Source organism: Dysgonomonas hofstadii (genome assembly GCF_014196915.1).
Classification (GTDB): domain Bacteria; phylum Bacteroidota; class Bacteroidia; order Bacteroidales; family Dysgonomonadaceae; genus Dysgonomonas; species Dysgonomonas hofstadii.
On sequence record NZ_JACIEP010000009.1, the window covers coordinates 16557 to 32880 of the forward strand.

General features: G+C 40.4%; 11 protein-coding genes. All 11 read right to left on the reverse strand.

The window, feature by feature from the left end:
* Window positions 1–3 precede the first annotated feature (3 nt).
* Window positions 4–1422, reverse strand: coding sequence for a TlpA family protein disulfide reductase (locus GGR21_RS12890; RefSeq protein WP_183307646.1), 1419 nt, complete (start codon window positions 1420–1422; stop codon window positions 4–6).
* A 105-nt stretch (window positions 1423–1527) separates the two neighbouring features.
* Complete coding sequence (locus GGR21_RS12895; protein WP_183307647.1) at window positions 1528–3498, reverse strand: hypothetical protein; 1971 nt, start codon at window positions 3496–3498, stop codon at window positions 1528–1530.
* A 22-nt stretch (window positions 3499–3520) separates the two neighbouring features.
* Window positions 3521–4528: a hypothetical protein gene (locus GGR21_RS12900; protein WP_183307648.1), complete on the reverse strand. Its 1008-nt coding sequence runs from the start codon at window positions 4526–4528 to the stop codon at window positions 3521–3523.
* A gap of 122 nt (window positions 4529–4650) precedes the next feature.
* Window positions 4651–6255, reverse strand: coding sequence for a RagB/SusD family nutrient uptake outer membrane protein (locus GGR21_RS12905; RefSeq protein WP_183307649.1), 1605 nt, complete (start codon window positions 6253–6255; stop codon window positions 4651–4653).
* A gap of 23 nt (window positions 6256–6278) precedes the next feature.
* Window positions 6279–9734: a SusC/RagA family TonB-linked outer membrane protein gene (locus GGR21_RS12910; RefSeq protein WP_183307650.1), complete on the reverse strand. Its 3456-nt coding sequence runs from the start codon at window positions 9732–9734 to the stop codon at window positions 6279–6281.
* A 144-nt stretch (window positions 9735–9878) separates the two neighbouring features.
* Complete coding sequence (locus tag GGR21_RS12915) at window positions 9879–11060, reverse strand: FecR family protein (protein ID WP_183307651.1); 1182 nt, start codon at window positions 11058–11060, stop codon at window positions 9879–9881.
* Window positions 11061–11129: 69 nt separating this feature from the next.
* Window positions 11130–11693, reverse strand: a complete 564-nt coding sequence (locus GGR21_RS12920) for an RNA polymerase sigma factor (RefSeq protein WP_183307652.1) — start codon at window positions 11691–11693, stop codon at window positions 11130–11132.
* Between the two features lie 666 nt (window positions 11694–12359).
* The gene (locus tag GGR21_RS12925) at window positions 12360–13427 is read right to left on the reverse strand and encodes an AMP-binding protein (protein ID WP_183307653.1); all 1068 of its coding nucleotides are present in this window, start codon (window positions 13425–13427) and stop codon (window positions 12360–12362) included.
* A 125-nt stretch (window positions 13428–13552) separates the two neighbouring features.
* The gene (locus GGR21_RS12930) at window positions 13553–14383 is read right to left on the reverse strand and encodes a class I SAM-dependent methyltransferase (protein ID WP_183307654.1); all 831 of its coding nucleotides are present in this window, start codon (window positions 14381–14383) and stop codon (window positions 13553–13555) included.
* Window positions 14364–15449 (reverse strand): o-succinylbenzoate synthase, encoded by a 1086-nt coding sequence (locus GGR21_RS12935; RefSeq protein ID WP_183307655.1) that lies wholly within the window; start codon window positions 15447–15449, stop codon window positions 14364–14366. The genes GGR21_RS12930 and GGR21_RS12935 overlap by 20 nt, the downstream gene beginning before the upstream one ends.
* A gap of 17 nt (window positions 15450–15466) precedes the next feature.
* Window positions 15467–16288: a 1,4-dihydroxy-2-naphthoyl-CoA synthase gene (menB, locus tag GGR21_RS12940; protein ID WP_183307656.1), complete on the reverse strand. Its 822-nt coding sequence runs from the start codon at window positions 16286–16288 to the stop codon at window positions 15467–15469.
* Between the last annotated feature and the right edge of the window lie 36 nt (window positions 16289–16324).

A 16324-nucleotide genomic window follows, 5' to 3' on the forward strand; every position in this document is an offset into this window, starting at 1 on the left:
AAATTATTTTTTTATGGCGTCATCCAAAATCTTTTTAATTTCGGCGGAAGAAGGACGCGGAGCATCTGCAAAAAGAAGCTTACCATCCTTTCCTACAAGAATAAATCGTGGAATCGATTTTATGCTATATAAAGACATCAGTTCTTTGTTTGCATTGTCTCCTGCAAAAATCTGAATGCCTGGAAGTTGTTCCTTATCCAGAAAGTTTTTCCATTTTTGAATATCTTTGGATATATCGATATTTACTCCCATAAAAACAATGTCATTGTTCCCATGGTAACCGGCCTCCAGCTCTTTAAGGTGTGGAAATTCTTTTTTACAAGGTCCGCACCAGGTAGCCCAAACATCAATATATACTACTTTCCCTTTGAAATCGGATAATGCTATTTCTTTTCCGTTTATATCCGGAAATTTAAAATCTATGGCATCTGTTCCGACGGCATTCTTGTTTAACGATGCTTCAAATGCATTCCAGCGTTTCTTCTGACTCTCTGTAACAAGATATTTTTCATATTTTTTCTTATAATCAGAGAATCCTACAGCACTTTTGTTCGCTCTTGCGTATTTCAAAGTCAACTCGCCTTTTAGTTCCGGGTTTAATATTTGATTATCATCCGGCCCGCCAAACAAAAATGCAGCCGGATCTGACATCCTGGCAGTTTTATCTTCGTTCGATAAGCTCTCATTCAGCCTTACAGATGCCATATATGTGTTGGATAGTAAGTTTATGCCTTCCGGATAATCCATCAAAAAATTGTCTTTGCTAAAATCAGTCGCGTTAATATTCCTATAATAGTCTGGATAGTCTTCTCCTTGCGGATGAGCCGTCCGGGGAGTCATTATAAAGTTCATCGCTAAAAACAGGATATCACACTTTTTGTACTTTTCAAAAGAATCATTAAATACAGCATTACCTGTTTTAGTGACAGGATATTCCTTCAATGCTTCCAATTTTTCCTCAAATAAGGGAAAGAAATCCACATAGGTACTTCTATTTTTTGTCGCTAAATAATAGACAGACTTCTCTTCAATCGGAAATTTGAATTTTTGCCAGCGAGCGATTTCTTCATTCTCGGGAGTGTTGGTATTACCTACCAATTCGTAGCTGTAGTCTGCTGTCATTTTTACATTCAGTTGATCTCCCGGTTTGAAATAGAATGCATATCTGTTTCTAGGGCCGGAAGCTGCCAAACCTATCACGTAATATCCTTCTTTTTCAGGAAGAAACGCAAAAGTAAACCTCTTGTCTTCGGTTACCTTAGTAGATGCAATCTGGTTTAGCTCACCTCTGTTTATTTTAAATAGCTTTATTTCGCCGGGATTTTGTCGATCCCATTCTCCATTGATAATGGATGCGCCCTGGGCAAAAAGGCTACTGCTGCATAAAGACAGGAGCAGTAATGCGATAATTATTTTTTTCATTTTTGTCGTTTTGTAAATATTCTCTGCAAATTGTTCTTTTGCAGAGAATATTCTGAAAATTTTTGGTATTATAAATATCTTAAATATTGTACTCCTTTCAGTAAATTACCAATACTTGAATGTAACATCAACAACTTCGCCTATACCTGTCCAGGTATTGAACGTTGCTGTCCCTTCATCATGTTTATACAATTCTTTGAGATACAGCTTATGTTCGGTCGGATAGTACTGATAAAGTTGTAGTTTCCCGTTATCACCTACGGATTTTGCCGGATCTGCAGTGCCTATACCAATTGAACCGCACGGCAATCCCCAATAGTTTCCGATCTGCCAGTATCTGGCGTTCTTGTCATCAACAGTCTTGAACATAGTTACCTGGGTGTAAGAATCTGTTATGATAGAAGAGGTAATGTCTTCGAAGCGTTTAGCTCCGTCGGAGGTTGTTTCAGACCAAAAGCTATCATTTTTTCCCCTAGGTGTGGTCAAAGTCATAGCCTGAATATTAGCCGCAGGTTCATTGGATAGGCCATCCCACAGCATCGAGTAAATCCTGTTATCTTCGGTTACACAGAACAGATGCCCATTCTTCATCGTCCAGAATTTGGCATTCTGCACCTGTTCCGGCAAATAGAACCGCCTGAACTGAACTCCTGTATTGTTAGTAAAATGGGCGGCATTAGATCTGAAGACCACGCATCTGTATTCCGATGACGACCCTTTTAGTATGGCAAAGCCATTGGGAGCACCACCTACATCTCCGGCAGTAAATTCAGCATAACTGTTATAATCTCCCATATACACCAGTTCAGTGTTTGGGTCGCTGGTGTCTTTAAACATCATATAGTAATCGGATTCAGTGCTGGCCCGGGTTGTAGAGAGTGTGGTCGTCAGATTTGATGTGCTGACGGAACTATGCATAAACCGTTTTTCATCTTCGTTAAAGAAGACTGCGGCGCTATAAGAGAGCGGCGCTACATAAGGCGCTACTTTGTAAGGAGCCGAAAAAGTACCGGTACCGGAATCATATATGCGGTTAAGAGGTTCCTGCAGATAAACCAGGTCGCTATGATAAATATACCAATTGTTGTTGGCATAGAAACGAATGGTAGTCAGGTTGCCGTTTGGATAGACACCTGTAAGAGAGTAGGACCCAAATGTGCTAAAGGAACTCGAATAATAACATCGCGGAACTATAACTTCAGGCGTGAACTCGCCCGAACTGTTCAGCGCATCGGACCAAGGTTCTACTATCTGTGTCAGGTTATACATGTCCGGCCTGTCTTTCCGGTCGTCGCCGGAACCGTATTTGGTGCCATAATCCTGCATATTCAGCCGTGTAGAGTACTTGTCAGTGTTTAATATTACTTCGTAAGCGCCATCGCCGGAAGTACCGGAAACTTTCACTGCACCAAGATATGGTCCTGATTTATCAAGGACACAGTTTATAGCCACCGGATTGGCGTTAAGATCTACATTCCCCAAACTACTGAACACATTTTTTTTGAAAGTGTACTTGTAAGGACCCGAATGGAAAGGCGGACTTGTCGGCGCCATGGTACCCGAATAACTCAGTCCTGTGTTCGGTTGCGAATAGCAGGCTATTATACTCACATCGAATGTACTGCCAGGTTCTTTGGTAAGGATAAGGTATCCCCATCTACAATCCAGGCCTACATTTAATCTGACAGTAAATGTGGCAAATATCCCCGTAGTCTTATTTATTGCCTTACATATAACCTGATTGCCACTGGTCAGATTTCCCCAGTCGCCCTTGATCGGCAATACCAATGTCCTTTCAGTACCAAGTTCCTGTCTTGTCCTCGAGGCATCGAGGTTAAGATATCCGTACCACTCGAAGTTATAATCGTCGATCGTACTGTTCAGACTGTCATTCAGTGTCAGGTAAGGAGTCAGCCTCAGGGTATCCCCTGCCTGCATGGTTTTGTCTGTAGGGAGGCTGTCTATGGAAAATATAGAACTGACATCCGTATAGTCATAATTCCCCAGATCGTCGTTACAGGCGACAAAAGTCATCGCCACCATGCAGAAGCCATATAATAATCTATTTATTTTCATACTATAATTTTATTTTCAGTTATTATTTTTTCCAGACACCCCAACCATTTGCGGTAAATGTAAATCCGTTATAAACCTGTCTGCCGCTTACTCCCCATTGGATAGAATCGCCCGGGAAATCAGCCCACCTGTCGGGATTACCCGTCATATAACGTTTTACCTGTGTCTCCCAACGGCTAAACATAGTGGACAGACTATTAAAGCGGGCTTCAAACAGCCTCCTTACCCCGATTTCTGTTATCGTAGCAGGATTTTCTGTATTTACCAGGCCATAGTCATTGTCTGTAAATTCAAACATATCGGCTTCAAGGTTTGTCGCATCCAGGAACAACTGGAACTTTTCGGTCGTAAATACTCCTAAATACTGAGGAATACCACCACCATAAGCCAGTTCGATAAGATCACGGGAAGATGGTTTAGTAGATGTATAATACCACATACGCGGCGCTTCGTTCAGGTCTGAATAAAAGAATATGCGGTACATGCGGCAATCCTGCGTATTATTGATCGAGGTCGCGTCGGTCTTGCCGTTCATATTCGTATAATCGGTTATAAAATTCTCGTTGTCAGCAACGTACAAGGCTACAACAATCGTATCTTTCCGGGTTTTTAGTGCATCTGTGTTCTTGAGCCTAATATTTGCATAACCCACCTCATTATTGGCCGGAATGATGCAATCCTCAATAACAAAATCGGTGCCTGATACTGCTTCAGCCTTATCCCACAGCCGTCTCTTGATCCAGCTGTATGAATTTACATCGGCCTGAACCACAGATACAGTCCTGTCGACACTGGAAACTGTTCCCAGCACCTTGAGCGGAACCTGAATTACCGAGTCATTCACATATACAATTCCTTCACTCGTGTATTCCTTCAGGTTTATATAGAGAGAGTCGGGCTGTCCGTCATTATCACTTTGACTAAAATAGACACGGTCCATGCTGGAATAGGTTTCTATCTTATCTTCGCAGGCGGCGAAGATAAGAGGCAAAGTGATAAGTATAAGTATATAAAATAGATATCTTTTCATACTATAATTTTGTTTTAAAGGATGTATGAAAACTCGCATGACAAAATCATCCCGTACTTTGGTAAACTGTGATTGGCTCTGCCAATTTTACAATTCATGCTCGTTTTCATAATTATTCAATATTAGTAATTGGTCTCTACGCTAGGTATAGGTAGGGTATAAGCAACCGTAGGATTCTCCAGGGTCTGAAACATATTTGATGTATCATAGAAATTACTGTTTAGCATCTGGTCGCTGTTATGCCGTTTATAAAAGAAGAATATCTGCCCTTCGTACCCAAATTCCCTGTAATATTCTTTTCTCAGAAATTTCATGAAATTATCCGTCGTATAAGAGTTCTCATTCGGCAAATCGGGATTGTTGGCTCCGCCTATACTATACAAATTATCCACCCCGCGTGCCGCAAGGATTACGTTTAACAAGGATGCGGCGTCCATAAAGTTGCTGTCGTCTATGTATTTTTCGGCTACTATATAATACATTTCACTAAGCCGGATCAAAGGCTGGAAATACAGACCTGCCGGACGACTGGATGAAGTCTTAACCGAAAAACGGTTGCCATACCATACACTGCTGAGATTCGGATGAACGTTTAAGTTAATACCGGCGTTTTTCATTGCCGATGACCGGTAATCGCCACCCGAACTCAAATCATATATATTAGTTATATAGTGATTGGATGTGAAATATCCCGATTGCGGCGCGGTAACGGATGTAAACCAGTTCTCGGCTTTTGAATACATACTCAGGTCATGCAGGCCGAATATAACTTCCGAGAATAATGTGTAATCTAATGAAATATCTGTAGCCAGGGCAAATCCGCTTAGGGTAGTATTGTCGGCACCAACCGTACCCACCTTGTCTATTATAGACTGAGCAATCTGGACTGCTTCGTCCGTCCGCCCCATATATTGAAGGACTCTGGCTTTCAGGGCGCGTACAGCATAGTAATTCATCCGTCTGTTACGGTTTTGGGTATAGAAATTTTCGGATGACAGTTCTGTAGTCACAGCAGTACTGAAATCAGTGATGATGGGATCTGATTTCTCCAGCAATGCCTCCGCCCGGTTGATATCGGTAAGCACGCTATCCATAAATGCCGGGGCTGTCTGATCGGTGAGCAGGAACATTTCCTCTTCGAAGTTCTTATCCAGCATCAGGCTATTATAAGGCATTATCTTCGTCGTAGCATCAGCGTTGGTATATACAGGCCCAAAAAGGCGGAACAGATCGAAATGGATGTACGCGCGCATGGCATAAGCCTCCCCGTTGAGTATGTTCCGCTTGTCTTCTGTAAGACTGACTGACGATTCTCTCAGGGATTTAAGGAAATTATTGACATCAAAAGCCAGTGAATATCCGTTTCTCCAGATGGAAGTTGCCTGTGATTCCACGTCGCTATTTGTATACGAATCAGCATTCCATAGATATTTTGACCAGTTGTTGATGGTGTATGCGGCGTATGTCCCATTGACATAAGTTGAATAGTAGATATACCTGTTTGCCATACATTCGATAAGAGTGCGTGTGAGGTATCCGCCATACAATGTATTGTCGTCCATGGAACGGTAAAGGCCGTTCATTACAGAGTTTATTCCGCTTTCAGTAGAATACTGTGTCGATTCCTTGGTCTTATCTACAGGATCTACGTCGAGCCAGTCTTTACATCCGGCAAAGGAAGTCGCCAGTAAAATCAACGATGCGATATATATATGTATCTTCTTCATTTTTTTATATTTTATCTGTGTTGTTAAAATCCTGCACTTAAACCAAATGAAAATGCCCGTTGGTAAGGAGAGTCAATCCCTCTTTCTTCTTTCATTGACCTGATCCGGAATATATCGTTCATAGAGAAAGATATCCTTAAACTGCGAAGCGCTAAATTCTTTATCCAGTTTTGATCTGAGAAATCCCATGAGAATTTGAAGCTTTCCCCGTCAAAGCGGTCATCCTTCTGGATAAACCGCGAGGTCAGAGCTGTCGTGGTTGTAGCCGATACATTCACATCTTTAAACTTGGCTATATCGCCCGGTTGATACCACCTGTCGTACAAGGCCCGTTTGTCCTGGTTATAAACAAGACTACCCGTGGTGATGTTTTCCACCTTGTTGTATAAGGCCGAGTTGAACGCTTCCGCGCCAATTCTGTAACGAAAATACATGGAAACACTCAATCTCTTATAATTGAAATCGATATTGAATACACCTTCTAAATCGGGGGTGCTGTTGCCTACAACGACACGGTTATCAGCATTCCAAACGAGAGTAGGTACTCCATCTTTGGTAAGATAGACTTCCCTTCCGGTAGCCGGATCTATACCAAGTGAACGTACAGCCCACAAATCACTAGGGCTGTACCCGTCCTGGAACCGGATAAGCGAGTTTACATTTTCTCTGATATTTATTGTATTTCCGTCGTCATCAATTTGGCTGTTAATAGCGTTGTTCAGTTCATCAAGCCTGCTATCAAACCCACCGTATTTGCTGACATTATGCATTCCGGTTACACGGGCTTTGAGTGATATACGGTCTTTGATATTGCGGATGAAGTAGTAAGAAACAGAAAACTCATATCCTTTCGTATCCATATATCCGGCATTCAGGGAATAGGAAGAGAGTCCGCTCGATGGTTTCTGCGCCAGGGCGATCACCATAGGGTCTGTCTTCGACTGAAATATATCGAACGTTGTTGCGAAACGTTTATTAAACATCGTCAGGTCTACTCCGGCCGAGAACTTCTTACGTAGCTGCCACCTCAGGTCGGGATTTGCAAAATCAGACAGGTACGAAGCCATACCGAATATATCGCTTCCTGTATAATATTTATATACATTTTCGCTGACGGCAGTTACATTCTGGTTACCATTGATACCATAAGTAGACCTGAACTTCAATTCCTGAAGCCAGGAATCCTTCAATTTTTCGGCAAATGCTTCTCTATGTACATTCCATGCCGCCCCGACACTCCAGAAGCCCTGGAACGTCTTGTTCGAGCCGAATGTGGATGCTCCATCCAGATTGTAGTTGAAGTCGACATTGTAGCGGTATTTATAGTTATAGTTGAGTGCTGCCAACGCACTTACACCACGTTCAGTAATATTGGAATAGGAAGGGATCGAACTTTCGGGATATCCGTATGCATAGCTCGGGATACCTTCAACTCCTTCGGGAAATCCTCTGACAGTATAGCCAGTATTTTTCCTGTTTGTTTCGTCAATAGAGGCACGACCGATAAAGGTAATATTATGCGCATCATTAATTAGTTGCGCGTAATTGATAGATGTATTGGCCGAATATCCCCAATTTGTACCATAACCATTACTATACGACCCCTTCAGGCTGTAGTCGGTTTCGTTATAACTGGTATGGCGAGGATCTTTAAAGCTTTCCGATTCGTTCCTTGTAGTCTGGAGACTCAGGTTGGCCTGCCATCGCAAACGATCGGTTATAAACCAGTCCATCCCCAGATTGTTGGTCAACGAAGTCGTACGCGAGTCGGAGAATGTGTTCAATAGTGAATTATAGTACGGATTGGCAGCCGTTACAGTGTTCTCCGGACCAGTAGTAGTCCAACTGATTTCGTCCAGAAACCGGGGTATTGAACCATCGTCATTGGTCGTTCTGTAATACGGATTCGCTTTTGCAAAAGAGGAGAATGATTCCCACGACCCGCTATGACCGTTCGTAACCATTACCGATAGATTATTCGATACATTAAACTTCTTTTCCGCATTGCGGTATGTAAGGCGCACATTCCCACCGAACGACTGGCGGTTGACATCCTTCATCACCCCCTCTGTATTCTTATAGTTAGCTCCTATCTGATAGAGAAAATCCTTGTTACCACCCGAAAGGGTCATAGAGTGTGACTGGGTAAATCCCGTACGGATAGGGAGTTTCAGCCAGTATGTATCTATCCCGTCGGATACCCGCTTAAGGTTGTCGTTATATGATTGAATACCTGCAGCGTTAGTTCCATAATAGTTGTTAAGATCTCCATAGCGGCCTGCGCGAACTTCATATTCCAGCTTTTCGGCGGCGTTCATCAGATTGTAAGCGCTCAGGTCGGCAGTGGCAAGCTGCAGATCAGTATTGTAATTGATCATTACCTCACCAGATTTTGGCTTTATTGTCTCAACGACAATTACACCATTCGCACCTTTCGATCCGTAAATAGCAGTCGATCCGGCATCCTTCAACAGTGTTATCGATTCTACCCGGTTAATGTCCAGGTCGTTTATGGTCTGTAGGTTTGTCACAAATCCATCGAGAATGAAAAGTGGCTCGTTCGGATTTGTAGTATTATCGTTCAATGTGGTGGAAAAGCTCATTGTAGATCCTCCACGCAAAGTGACGGTAGGCATTGTGTTGGGGTCGGAACCCATCAGATTGTTGTCTGTTATGACAAATGCCGGGTCTAACGATTTCAGTGACTGAAGAACATTCATATTACCCACAGCCTTCAATTCTTCCTGTGTTACGGTAGAGTAAGACCCTGTAAAGCCCAATTTGTTGCGCTGGATGATACCGGCTTCTACAACGACAGATTCTAATTCGGTATGAACGCTTTTCATCACAACGTTATAGTTGGTAGTGCCTGTTTTTAATTTCAACTGGTATTCTTCCATTCCCACATAGGTAAAAACGAGTGTTTCGTCCATGTTATCTACATAGACGACAAAATCTCCGTTATTACCACTTATTGATGCAATTCCTCTTTTTTTCGGTTTAACGGTAACGCCGATCAGCGGATCCCCGTCACGGTCTTTGACTGTACCCTTAATCAGTATTCGCGGATCCTGCACAGGTTTGTTTACCTCGGGTTTTATCTTTTCTGTATTTGATGAAGTGTTTTTCTTTTCGGAAATAAACACCTGTCTGTCAGATATATAATAAGTATTATTCGTGTTTTTAAATATCTGATCCAGTATTTTGTCTATTGTCTGGTTATGGATATTAACAGATACTTTTCTTGTTATATCCAGATTTTCATCGTTATAAAGGAAAATATATTCACTACTCTTTTCAATTTCGGAAAATACTTCTTTTATGGTTTTATTTCTCAGATCGAGGTTTAACTTAGTTGATTGCGAATATGTATTACTCGCATGAGATATCCCCATCCCCACTAAAAATAAAAAGATCATTATCCTCATAACTCTTTGGGCTAAACTAGTATTAGCACTTTTTGTGCTAAACCTATCCATATTTATCATATATTTGTATAGATTTAATTGTTAAATATTTGGCGATTTTAACTACTTGAATCTTGATCGGATGGTATTTGGCGATATCATCCGATGTTTTTTAGATTATTTTCTGTGCATAGGCTCTTAGTTTAAGGTTCTTAATCAGGTTTTCTTTATAATGTATTTTTTATCATAGTATTCTATTTCGACAGGGAAAGAAAAAGATAGTCCTTTAAATATTTCTTCCAGGTTATCTTTTAAATCCATCTTCCCGGAACATCTGAGATTTTTCACATCTTCGCTGCATGCAATATCTACTCCGTAGTAGCGGGAAAGCCGCAACGCTACATCGGTTAATTTCTGGCTTTCAAATATATACATACCATCAACCCACGATATGTAGTGTGTCACATTAACCTTTGCCACTCTGCTTTGGCCGTTATTATATTCATACATTTCGGATGGCTTCAGCATGACTTCGTCCGCTTTATTGTTTTTTTGTATTTTTACCGATCCCTTGGCCAGTACGACTTGTTTATTGGGGTCGGATTCGTATGCCATTATATTGAATCGTGTACCCAAAACCCGGATATCCATATCGCTTGTCTTTACAATAAAAGGCTTCTTTTCGTTATGCGATACATCGATAAAAACTTCTCCGTCGACATATATTTCCCTTTCTTTTTTAGAAAACTCGATCGGATATATAACTCTTGTCCCGGCATTAACTACTAATTTAGTCCCGTCAGACAGAGTCAATTTGGACCTTTTACCTTTAGGAACGATCAGTTGGTTGTAGGCGGCCGATTCTTTTTTAGAAACTTCTTTTTGTGCTATTTTAATATCAGTGGAATCATAAACGATGTTGGTTTCGGTTTCTTCAATTTTTACTATATTATCTTCCGACAATATTATCTGGATATTTTCATTGTCACTTATATTAGAATTTTCTTGTGCAAACAATACTATATTCTGCGTGTCGTCTGTTTGAAATACAGCCTTAATATAAGGCAAAGCCATAAACAGAAGGACAATACTTGCCGCACTGCAACTGGCTATATATATTAATTTCTTATATTTTTTTGTATGGGCAGACATTTGAATATTGCCCCATAATCCGGATAATTCGGCATCGGATACAGAGCTATCATTATATGATTCCTGTGATTCCAGAAAATACTTGGCAGAACAAAATGCTTCCCAATTTATTTTATTTTCATTTTTCAGGATTTCCCAAAATTCAACCGTATCTCTATTCTTAATTGAAGACACAAACAAATCATCTTGAAGAAAGTCTTCAAAAGTATATTTTGAATAGTCTTTACCTAAATCCTGATTCTGCATAAATAAAGCATATGAAGTTTTACGTTCTATATAAAGGACTTCAATGATTTTATTTTATACTCACCTTTTTTATCTTTTTTTTAGAAATTGATTTATTTTTTTCAAAGACCGTTGAATCAGGTTCTGTACAGATTGATAATTCATTTCCATAAGCACAGATATTTCGTCTATACTCATGTTTTCATAAAAACGATAGTGTATGACCTCGCGTTGCCGTATGGTCAGTGAATGTAGAGCGGCGGCTACAAGTGTATGTTTGTGGGTTTCACTTTCTTTATTTATAAAGTCGTCTTCTATATTACTGCTGTCCGATATCTGACCATATTCAGACTCGTCCAATGTTTCGAACGGTATTTTTTGTTTTTTTATAGCAGTTATGATACTATTTCTTAATGCTACAAAGAGGTAAACCTTCAGATTATTCAGTGATTTCAGGTTTGCCCTGTTTTTATAGATTTTCACAAATACATCGTGTATACAATCCTCTATTACTTCCCTGTTGGAAGTAAACTGTAAACCCTGAATAAACAATTTTTTTGAATATTTCTCATAAATCAAGCCGTAGGCTTCCTCATTTCCCGAGAGGAAATTATCCCATAGCAGATTATCTTCAGAAGTATTCTTTATAAACATAAATAAAAGGGATCATTCGGTCTGTAAGATATCAATGACAAGGATGTTAATGTAATTCCTTGCCCTGTTACTGGTAGTTTGATTTTCGGAATAAAAGGGAAATACCTGACTTGGGATAAAAACACAACAATGCGATAAAATCCCGGTAAAGATTTTATTACAAACGCCGGATAATTTGTTACTCTCTCTCTCTCTCTCTCTCTCTCTCTCTCTCTCTCTAACAAAATAGAGCTAACTGCCAAATTTTCAGCAAAAAAAAAGGCTTTACACATTGTATATAGTATTACTTTTTTTATAAAAAGATACATATAATGTTTTCTGTTTTTAATTGAGAGTTAATATTTTATATAGGTTTTTATAATGCAAATATAACAAATAACCTAGTTATTCATACGAATCATCAGGGCAAACGTACGAAATTTATATAATTTACACTTGACTGCATCATTTTTCCATCCAATAATTGCCTACGCCACTCCCTCTAATTCAAAACTTTATGTATCAACATATTATCATTCCATCACATACAAATTCTGATGAATTCAGAACCTTATATCTGCTAAATATTGACCGGAAGAATGAAATTAATACTATTCCCATTGGTTTTTAATTGTCTTGAAGTAAGCAAAGCAAATATTAGAACGACAATAGAACATGATGTCCTGCTTAGCCAATCAATGCTTTTACAGCCGGACGGTTTATTTTCCCTGTTTCAGTGAGGGGTATAGAATCCACCTTAACAATCCTTCTAGGAAAGTAGTAATCAGGCAGTTTACCTTCAAAGATAAGCGGATCGATATCTTCTTCTACAACTAAAACTACGATTTCTCCAAATTTGGGGTCAGTGGATGAGGTTATAGCATAGGGATTGTTGATATATGGCTTCAGGAGTCTTTCTACTTCTTCTATCTGTATCTTTACACCTCCGCTATTGATAACGTTATCTTTACGGCCCAATATACGAAAACTGCCATCATCGTTTATTTCGGCAATATCGTTTGTATATAGTTTTTCCCGACTCACCAAAGGAGCGTCTATAATTAAAGCCCCTTCTTGCGATAATAAAAGATTAACGGATGAAAACGGCATGTAGTTTTCCGAAGCATCATTCCCATTAATCTTCCTCAGGGCAATATGGGAAAGAGTCTCCGTCATGCCATAGGTCGAGTATATGTCATTAGGAAAACCTTTGAGCTGTTCTGCCAATTGCGTATCGATAGCGCCTCCTCCTATTATAAGATTCCTGATCCCAGCCAAGCACTTACGTTCAATATCAGACTGCAGACTATTATATACCTGCATGGGAATCATAGCAGCAAAATCGTAGGTAATATCGTTATTTTTCAGAGGATTGCCCGATGGTGATACCGGATACAGGTCGAGCCCTGCAATCAGCGCACGGACAACCATCATTTTGCCTGCAATATAATCCAGGGACATGCAAAGCAAAGACTTGTCTCCTTCTTTCAATTCCAGAAAAGAACAGGTTAGCTGAGCGCTTTGCATCATACGCGATTTCTCCACCAACATTTCCTTTGGTGTGCCTGTAGAACCAGAAGTTTTTACCTTCAGGAAAGGTGAACGGGAAAACCAATTCTGCAAGAAAAGGTATAACTCCCTGTGAAAGTCCGATTTTGTGGCAAATGCAGGAATACCTTTTCCTCTGAATGCATCGGGAAGATATGTTCCTCCTTCTATGGTAATTGCCTGCCGTTTTATATATAATTGATACATATCTATATTTTAACTAAAGAGTAAAGAGTAAAGAAACAAAGACAGAGCAAAACGGATTCTGCCACAGATATCTGATTTCCGGCAATGTATCTTCGGGTGCATCCAGTAATCCTGTTTTCCATTATCTAAAAGCCTTTCCAGTAATCAATAAACCCCTTTTTGTAAATAAGATAATCCTGTTGCAGTTCTACATTCACAGCCTCTATCTTTTCGGAAAGGTTCTTTCTTTCTTTTTTCAGTAGTACCCAGGTTTTGCTTACAGGACAATAAATGGATGAGGCATAGCCCCACTGTTCCATCAGTATTTCCATACTCTTGTTGGTATGGAACGCACAATGTACAGGAGGTTTCAGATAAAACCAGTCTGGGTCGGCAGGTATTCTTTCGCATACAAGGGTGTGTATTATGAGGCATCCGTCGCTGTCTACCAAACTGTTTAGCTGATCAAGCGTATCCCGGTTTATTATGTGTTCAAACATAGCGCTGTTTACTACAACCTTATATTTTTTCAGATCTTCGGTAGCAATATAGTCTGACGATTCTTGTCGAACGTAAGGATCGTAAATATACAGTTTCTGCCCAAAGTATTTTTGCAATAACTTACTCAGTGTACCATAGCCTCCGGCAAAATCGAGCATCGGTGACGGGTCTATAATGTCGTTTTTTATCAACAGGTTTATAGTGGCTGCCTGCTGAAAGTAAGGGGAGGGATTTGCCGGTCTGTCCGGGTCTCTTCGGGCTTTCATCATTTCAGAGTAATGATGGTATTCCAGGTTCAGCTTTTCCCATAGCTGAGAAGGAAGTTTACTGTGGGTTTCGGAAAACACAAAGCCGCAATTCTTACATTTACAATAGTTTACTGTTCCTATATCTTTCATATAGGTAGCAAATGGTTCTCCCGTGTATGTTTTGGAGAAATAATACTCCATATCGGAGTTACATATCAAACATTTCATTATGTGTTTTGTTTTTTAAATCTTGTATTACTTTTTTTGTATCATCAGTAGTATTCCACAGGCAATCACCTTTTATTAGCAATGGCATATGTATATTATTCGTATATAATCCGCCTGTACCTAATCCTTGCGGAATCTCCGGATCGAAAATCGCACACCATTGGGCAATAGCGTTCAGTCCTATATTCGATTCGAGGGCTGATGTAATCCACCAATCAATTTTCATTGATCCGGCCAGTTCTATCCACTCATTACATCCACAAATTCCTCCATGCAGAGTAGGTTTCAGGATAATATATTGTGGTTTTATCTTTTCCAACAGTCGCTTTTTATCTTCTGGCCGGTATATTCCTATAAGCTCTTCATCCAATGCTATGGGCAAAGGCGTTACAGAAGTCAGATGCGCCATCTCGTTCCACTGTCCGGCCTTTATTGGCTGCTCTATAGAATGAATATCGAGTTCCGCCAGGCGTTTTAGTTTGTCCATAGCGTCTACAGTCGAAAAAGCGCCATTGGCATCCACCCGTAATGTGATCTTATCTGCATCATAACTTTTCCTGATCAGATGTAACAACTCCAATTCTTTATCAAAATCTATAGCTCCAATCTTCAACTTTATGCAACGGAAGCCTTGCTCCAGTTTTGCCTCTATCTGTTCATACATATAAGTATAATCACCCATCCAGACAAGCCCGTTGATAGCTATACCCTTTTCTTGTCTGGAGAAAGGTGTATCCCATAATTTAAAGCTGCCTTGTTCTAAATGCCTCAATGCTGTTTCCAGTCCGAACAATATAGATGGATAAGAACGTAAAGACTCAACATCTAACTGCCCTTCTTTTTCCAGATTATTGCAGAAGTGTCGCAACCGGTCTTCATATTGCTCATCATAGTCGGGACTAAGATCGAACAAAGGAGCACACTCCCCTATCCCCCATCGTTCAGGTTCTGATATGGAAGATACAACCACATACCATATTTTATGGTCGAGATACACTCCTCTTGAAGTTCCTGCCGGACGCTTGAATTGAAGGGTATAAGGAATAATCCGAGTTTTTAACTGCATCCCTATTATCTCTTATATCAAGGAAACTTAGGGAATTTTTTAAAGTCAGGCTTACGCTTTTCAAGGAATGCATGCTTACCTTCCTGCGCCTCATCAGTCAGATAATATAGTAAGGTTGCATTTCCTGCCAATTCCTGAATACCTGCCTGTCCATCAAGCTCCGCATTTAGTCCCATTTTTATCATACGCAGAGCCATCGGGCTGTGTTGCATCATTTCGTGTGCCCATTTCACGGTTTCGTCTTCCAGTTGATCGAATGGAACAACAGTATTCACCAGTCCCATTTCCAAAGCTTCCTGTGCTGAATACTGACGACATAGGAACCAAATTTCACGGGCTTTTTTCTGTCCTACGATACGGGCAAGATAAGAAGAACCAAATCCGGCATCGAAGCTACCCACACGAGGGCCTGTTTGTCCAAAAATAGCATTATCAGAAGCAATGGAAAGATCACAAACCACATGCAATACATGACCACCACCGATAGCATAACCATTTACCATCGCAATAACAGGTTTGGGTAGCGAACGTATTTGTTTCTGAACTTCAAGCACCTGTAAACGGGGAACCCCGTCTTTACCGATATATCCGCCTTTACCTTTCACATTCTGGTCGCCACCTGCACAGAATGCCTTATCGCCTGCGCCCGTAAGTACTACGACATATATATCCTGATTTTCGTGGCAGATACGCAAGGCATCACTGATCTCCATTGTGGTAGTTGGTGTAAATGCGTTGCGAAAACGTGGACGGTTGATAGTGATACGACCTATCCCTTCGAAATAATCGAACAGGATTTCTTCATATTCTTTTATGGTTTCCCATTTTCTTGTAGCCATGTATTCTAATTATGAATTATAAGTTATAAATTATGA

Coding starts and splice junctions, on each gene's coding strand:
- menB (WP_183307656.1), bottom strand. CDS start 16,288: ATGGCTACAAGAAAATGGGAAACCATAAAAGAATATGAAGAAATCCTG.
- GGR21_RS12900 (WP_183307648.1), bottom strand. CDS start 4,528: ATGAAAAGATATCTATTTTATATACTTATACTTATCACTTTGCCTCTT.
- GGR21_RS12935 (WP_183307655.1), bottom strand. CDS start 15,449: ATGCAGTTAAAAACTCGGATTATTCCTTATACCCTTCAATTCAAGCGT.
- GGR21_RS12915 (WP_183307651.1), bottom strand. CDS start 11,060: ATGCAGAATCAGGATTTAGGTAAAGACTATTCAAAATATACTTTTGAA.
- GGR21_RS12895 (WP_183307647.1), bottom strand. CDS start 3,498: ATGAAAATAAATAGATTATTATATGGCTTCTGCATGGTGGCGATGACT.
- GGR21_RS12930 (WP_183307654.1), bottom strand. CDS start 14,383: ATGAAATGTTTGATATGTAACTCCGATATGGAGTATTATTTCTCCAAA.
- GGR21_RS12910 (WP_183307650.1), bottom strand. CDS start 9,734: ATGGATAGGTTTAGCACAAAAAGTGCTAATACTAGTTTAGCCCAAAGA.
- GGR21_RS12920 (WP_183307652.1), bottom strand. CDS start 11,693: ATGTTTATAAAGAATACTTCTGAAGATAATCTGCTATGGGATAATTTC.
- GGR21_RS12890 (WP_183307646.1), bottom strand. CDS start 1,422: ATGAAAAAAATAATTATCGCATTACTGCTCCTGTCTTTATGCAGCAGT.
- GGR21_RS12905 (WP_183307649.1), bottom strand. CDS start 6,255: ATGAAGAAGATACATATATATATCGCATCGTTGATTTTACTGGCGACT.
- GGR21_RS12925 (WP_183307653.1), bottom strand. CDS start 13,427: ATGTATCAATTATATATAAAACGGCAGGCAATTACCATAGAAGGAGGA.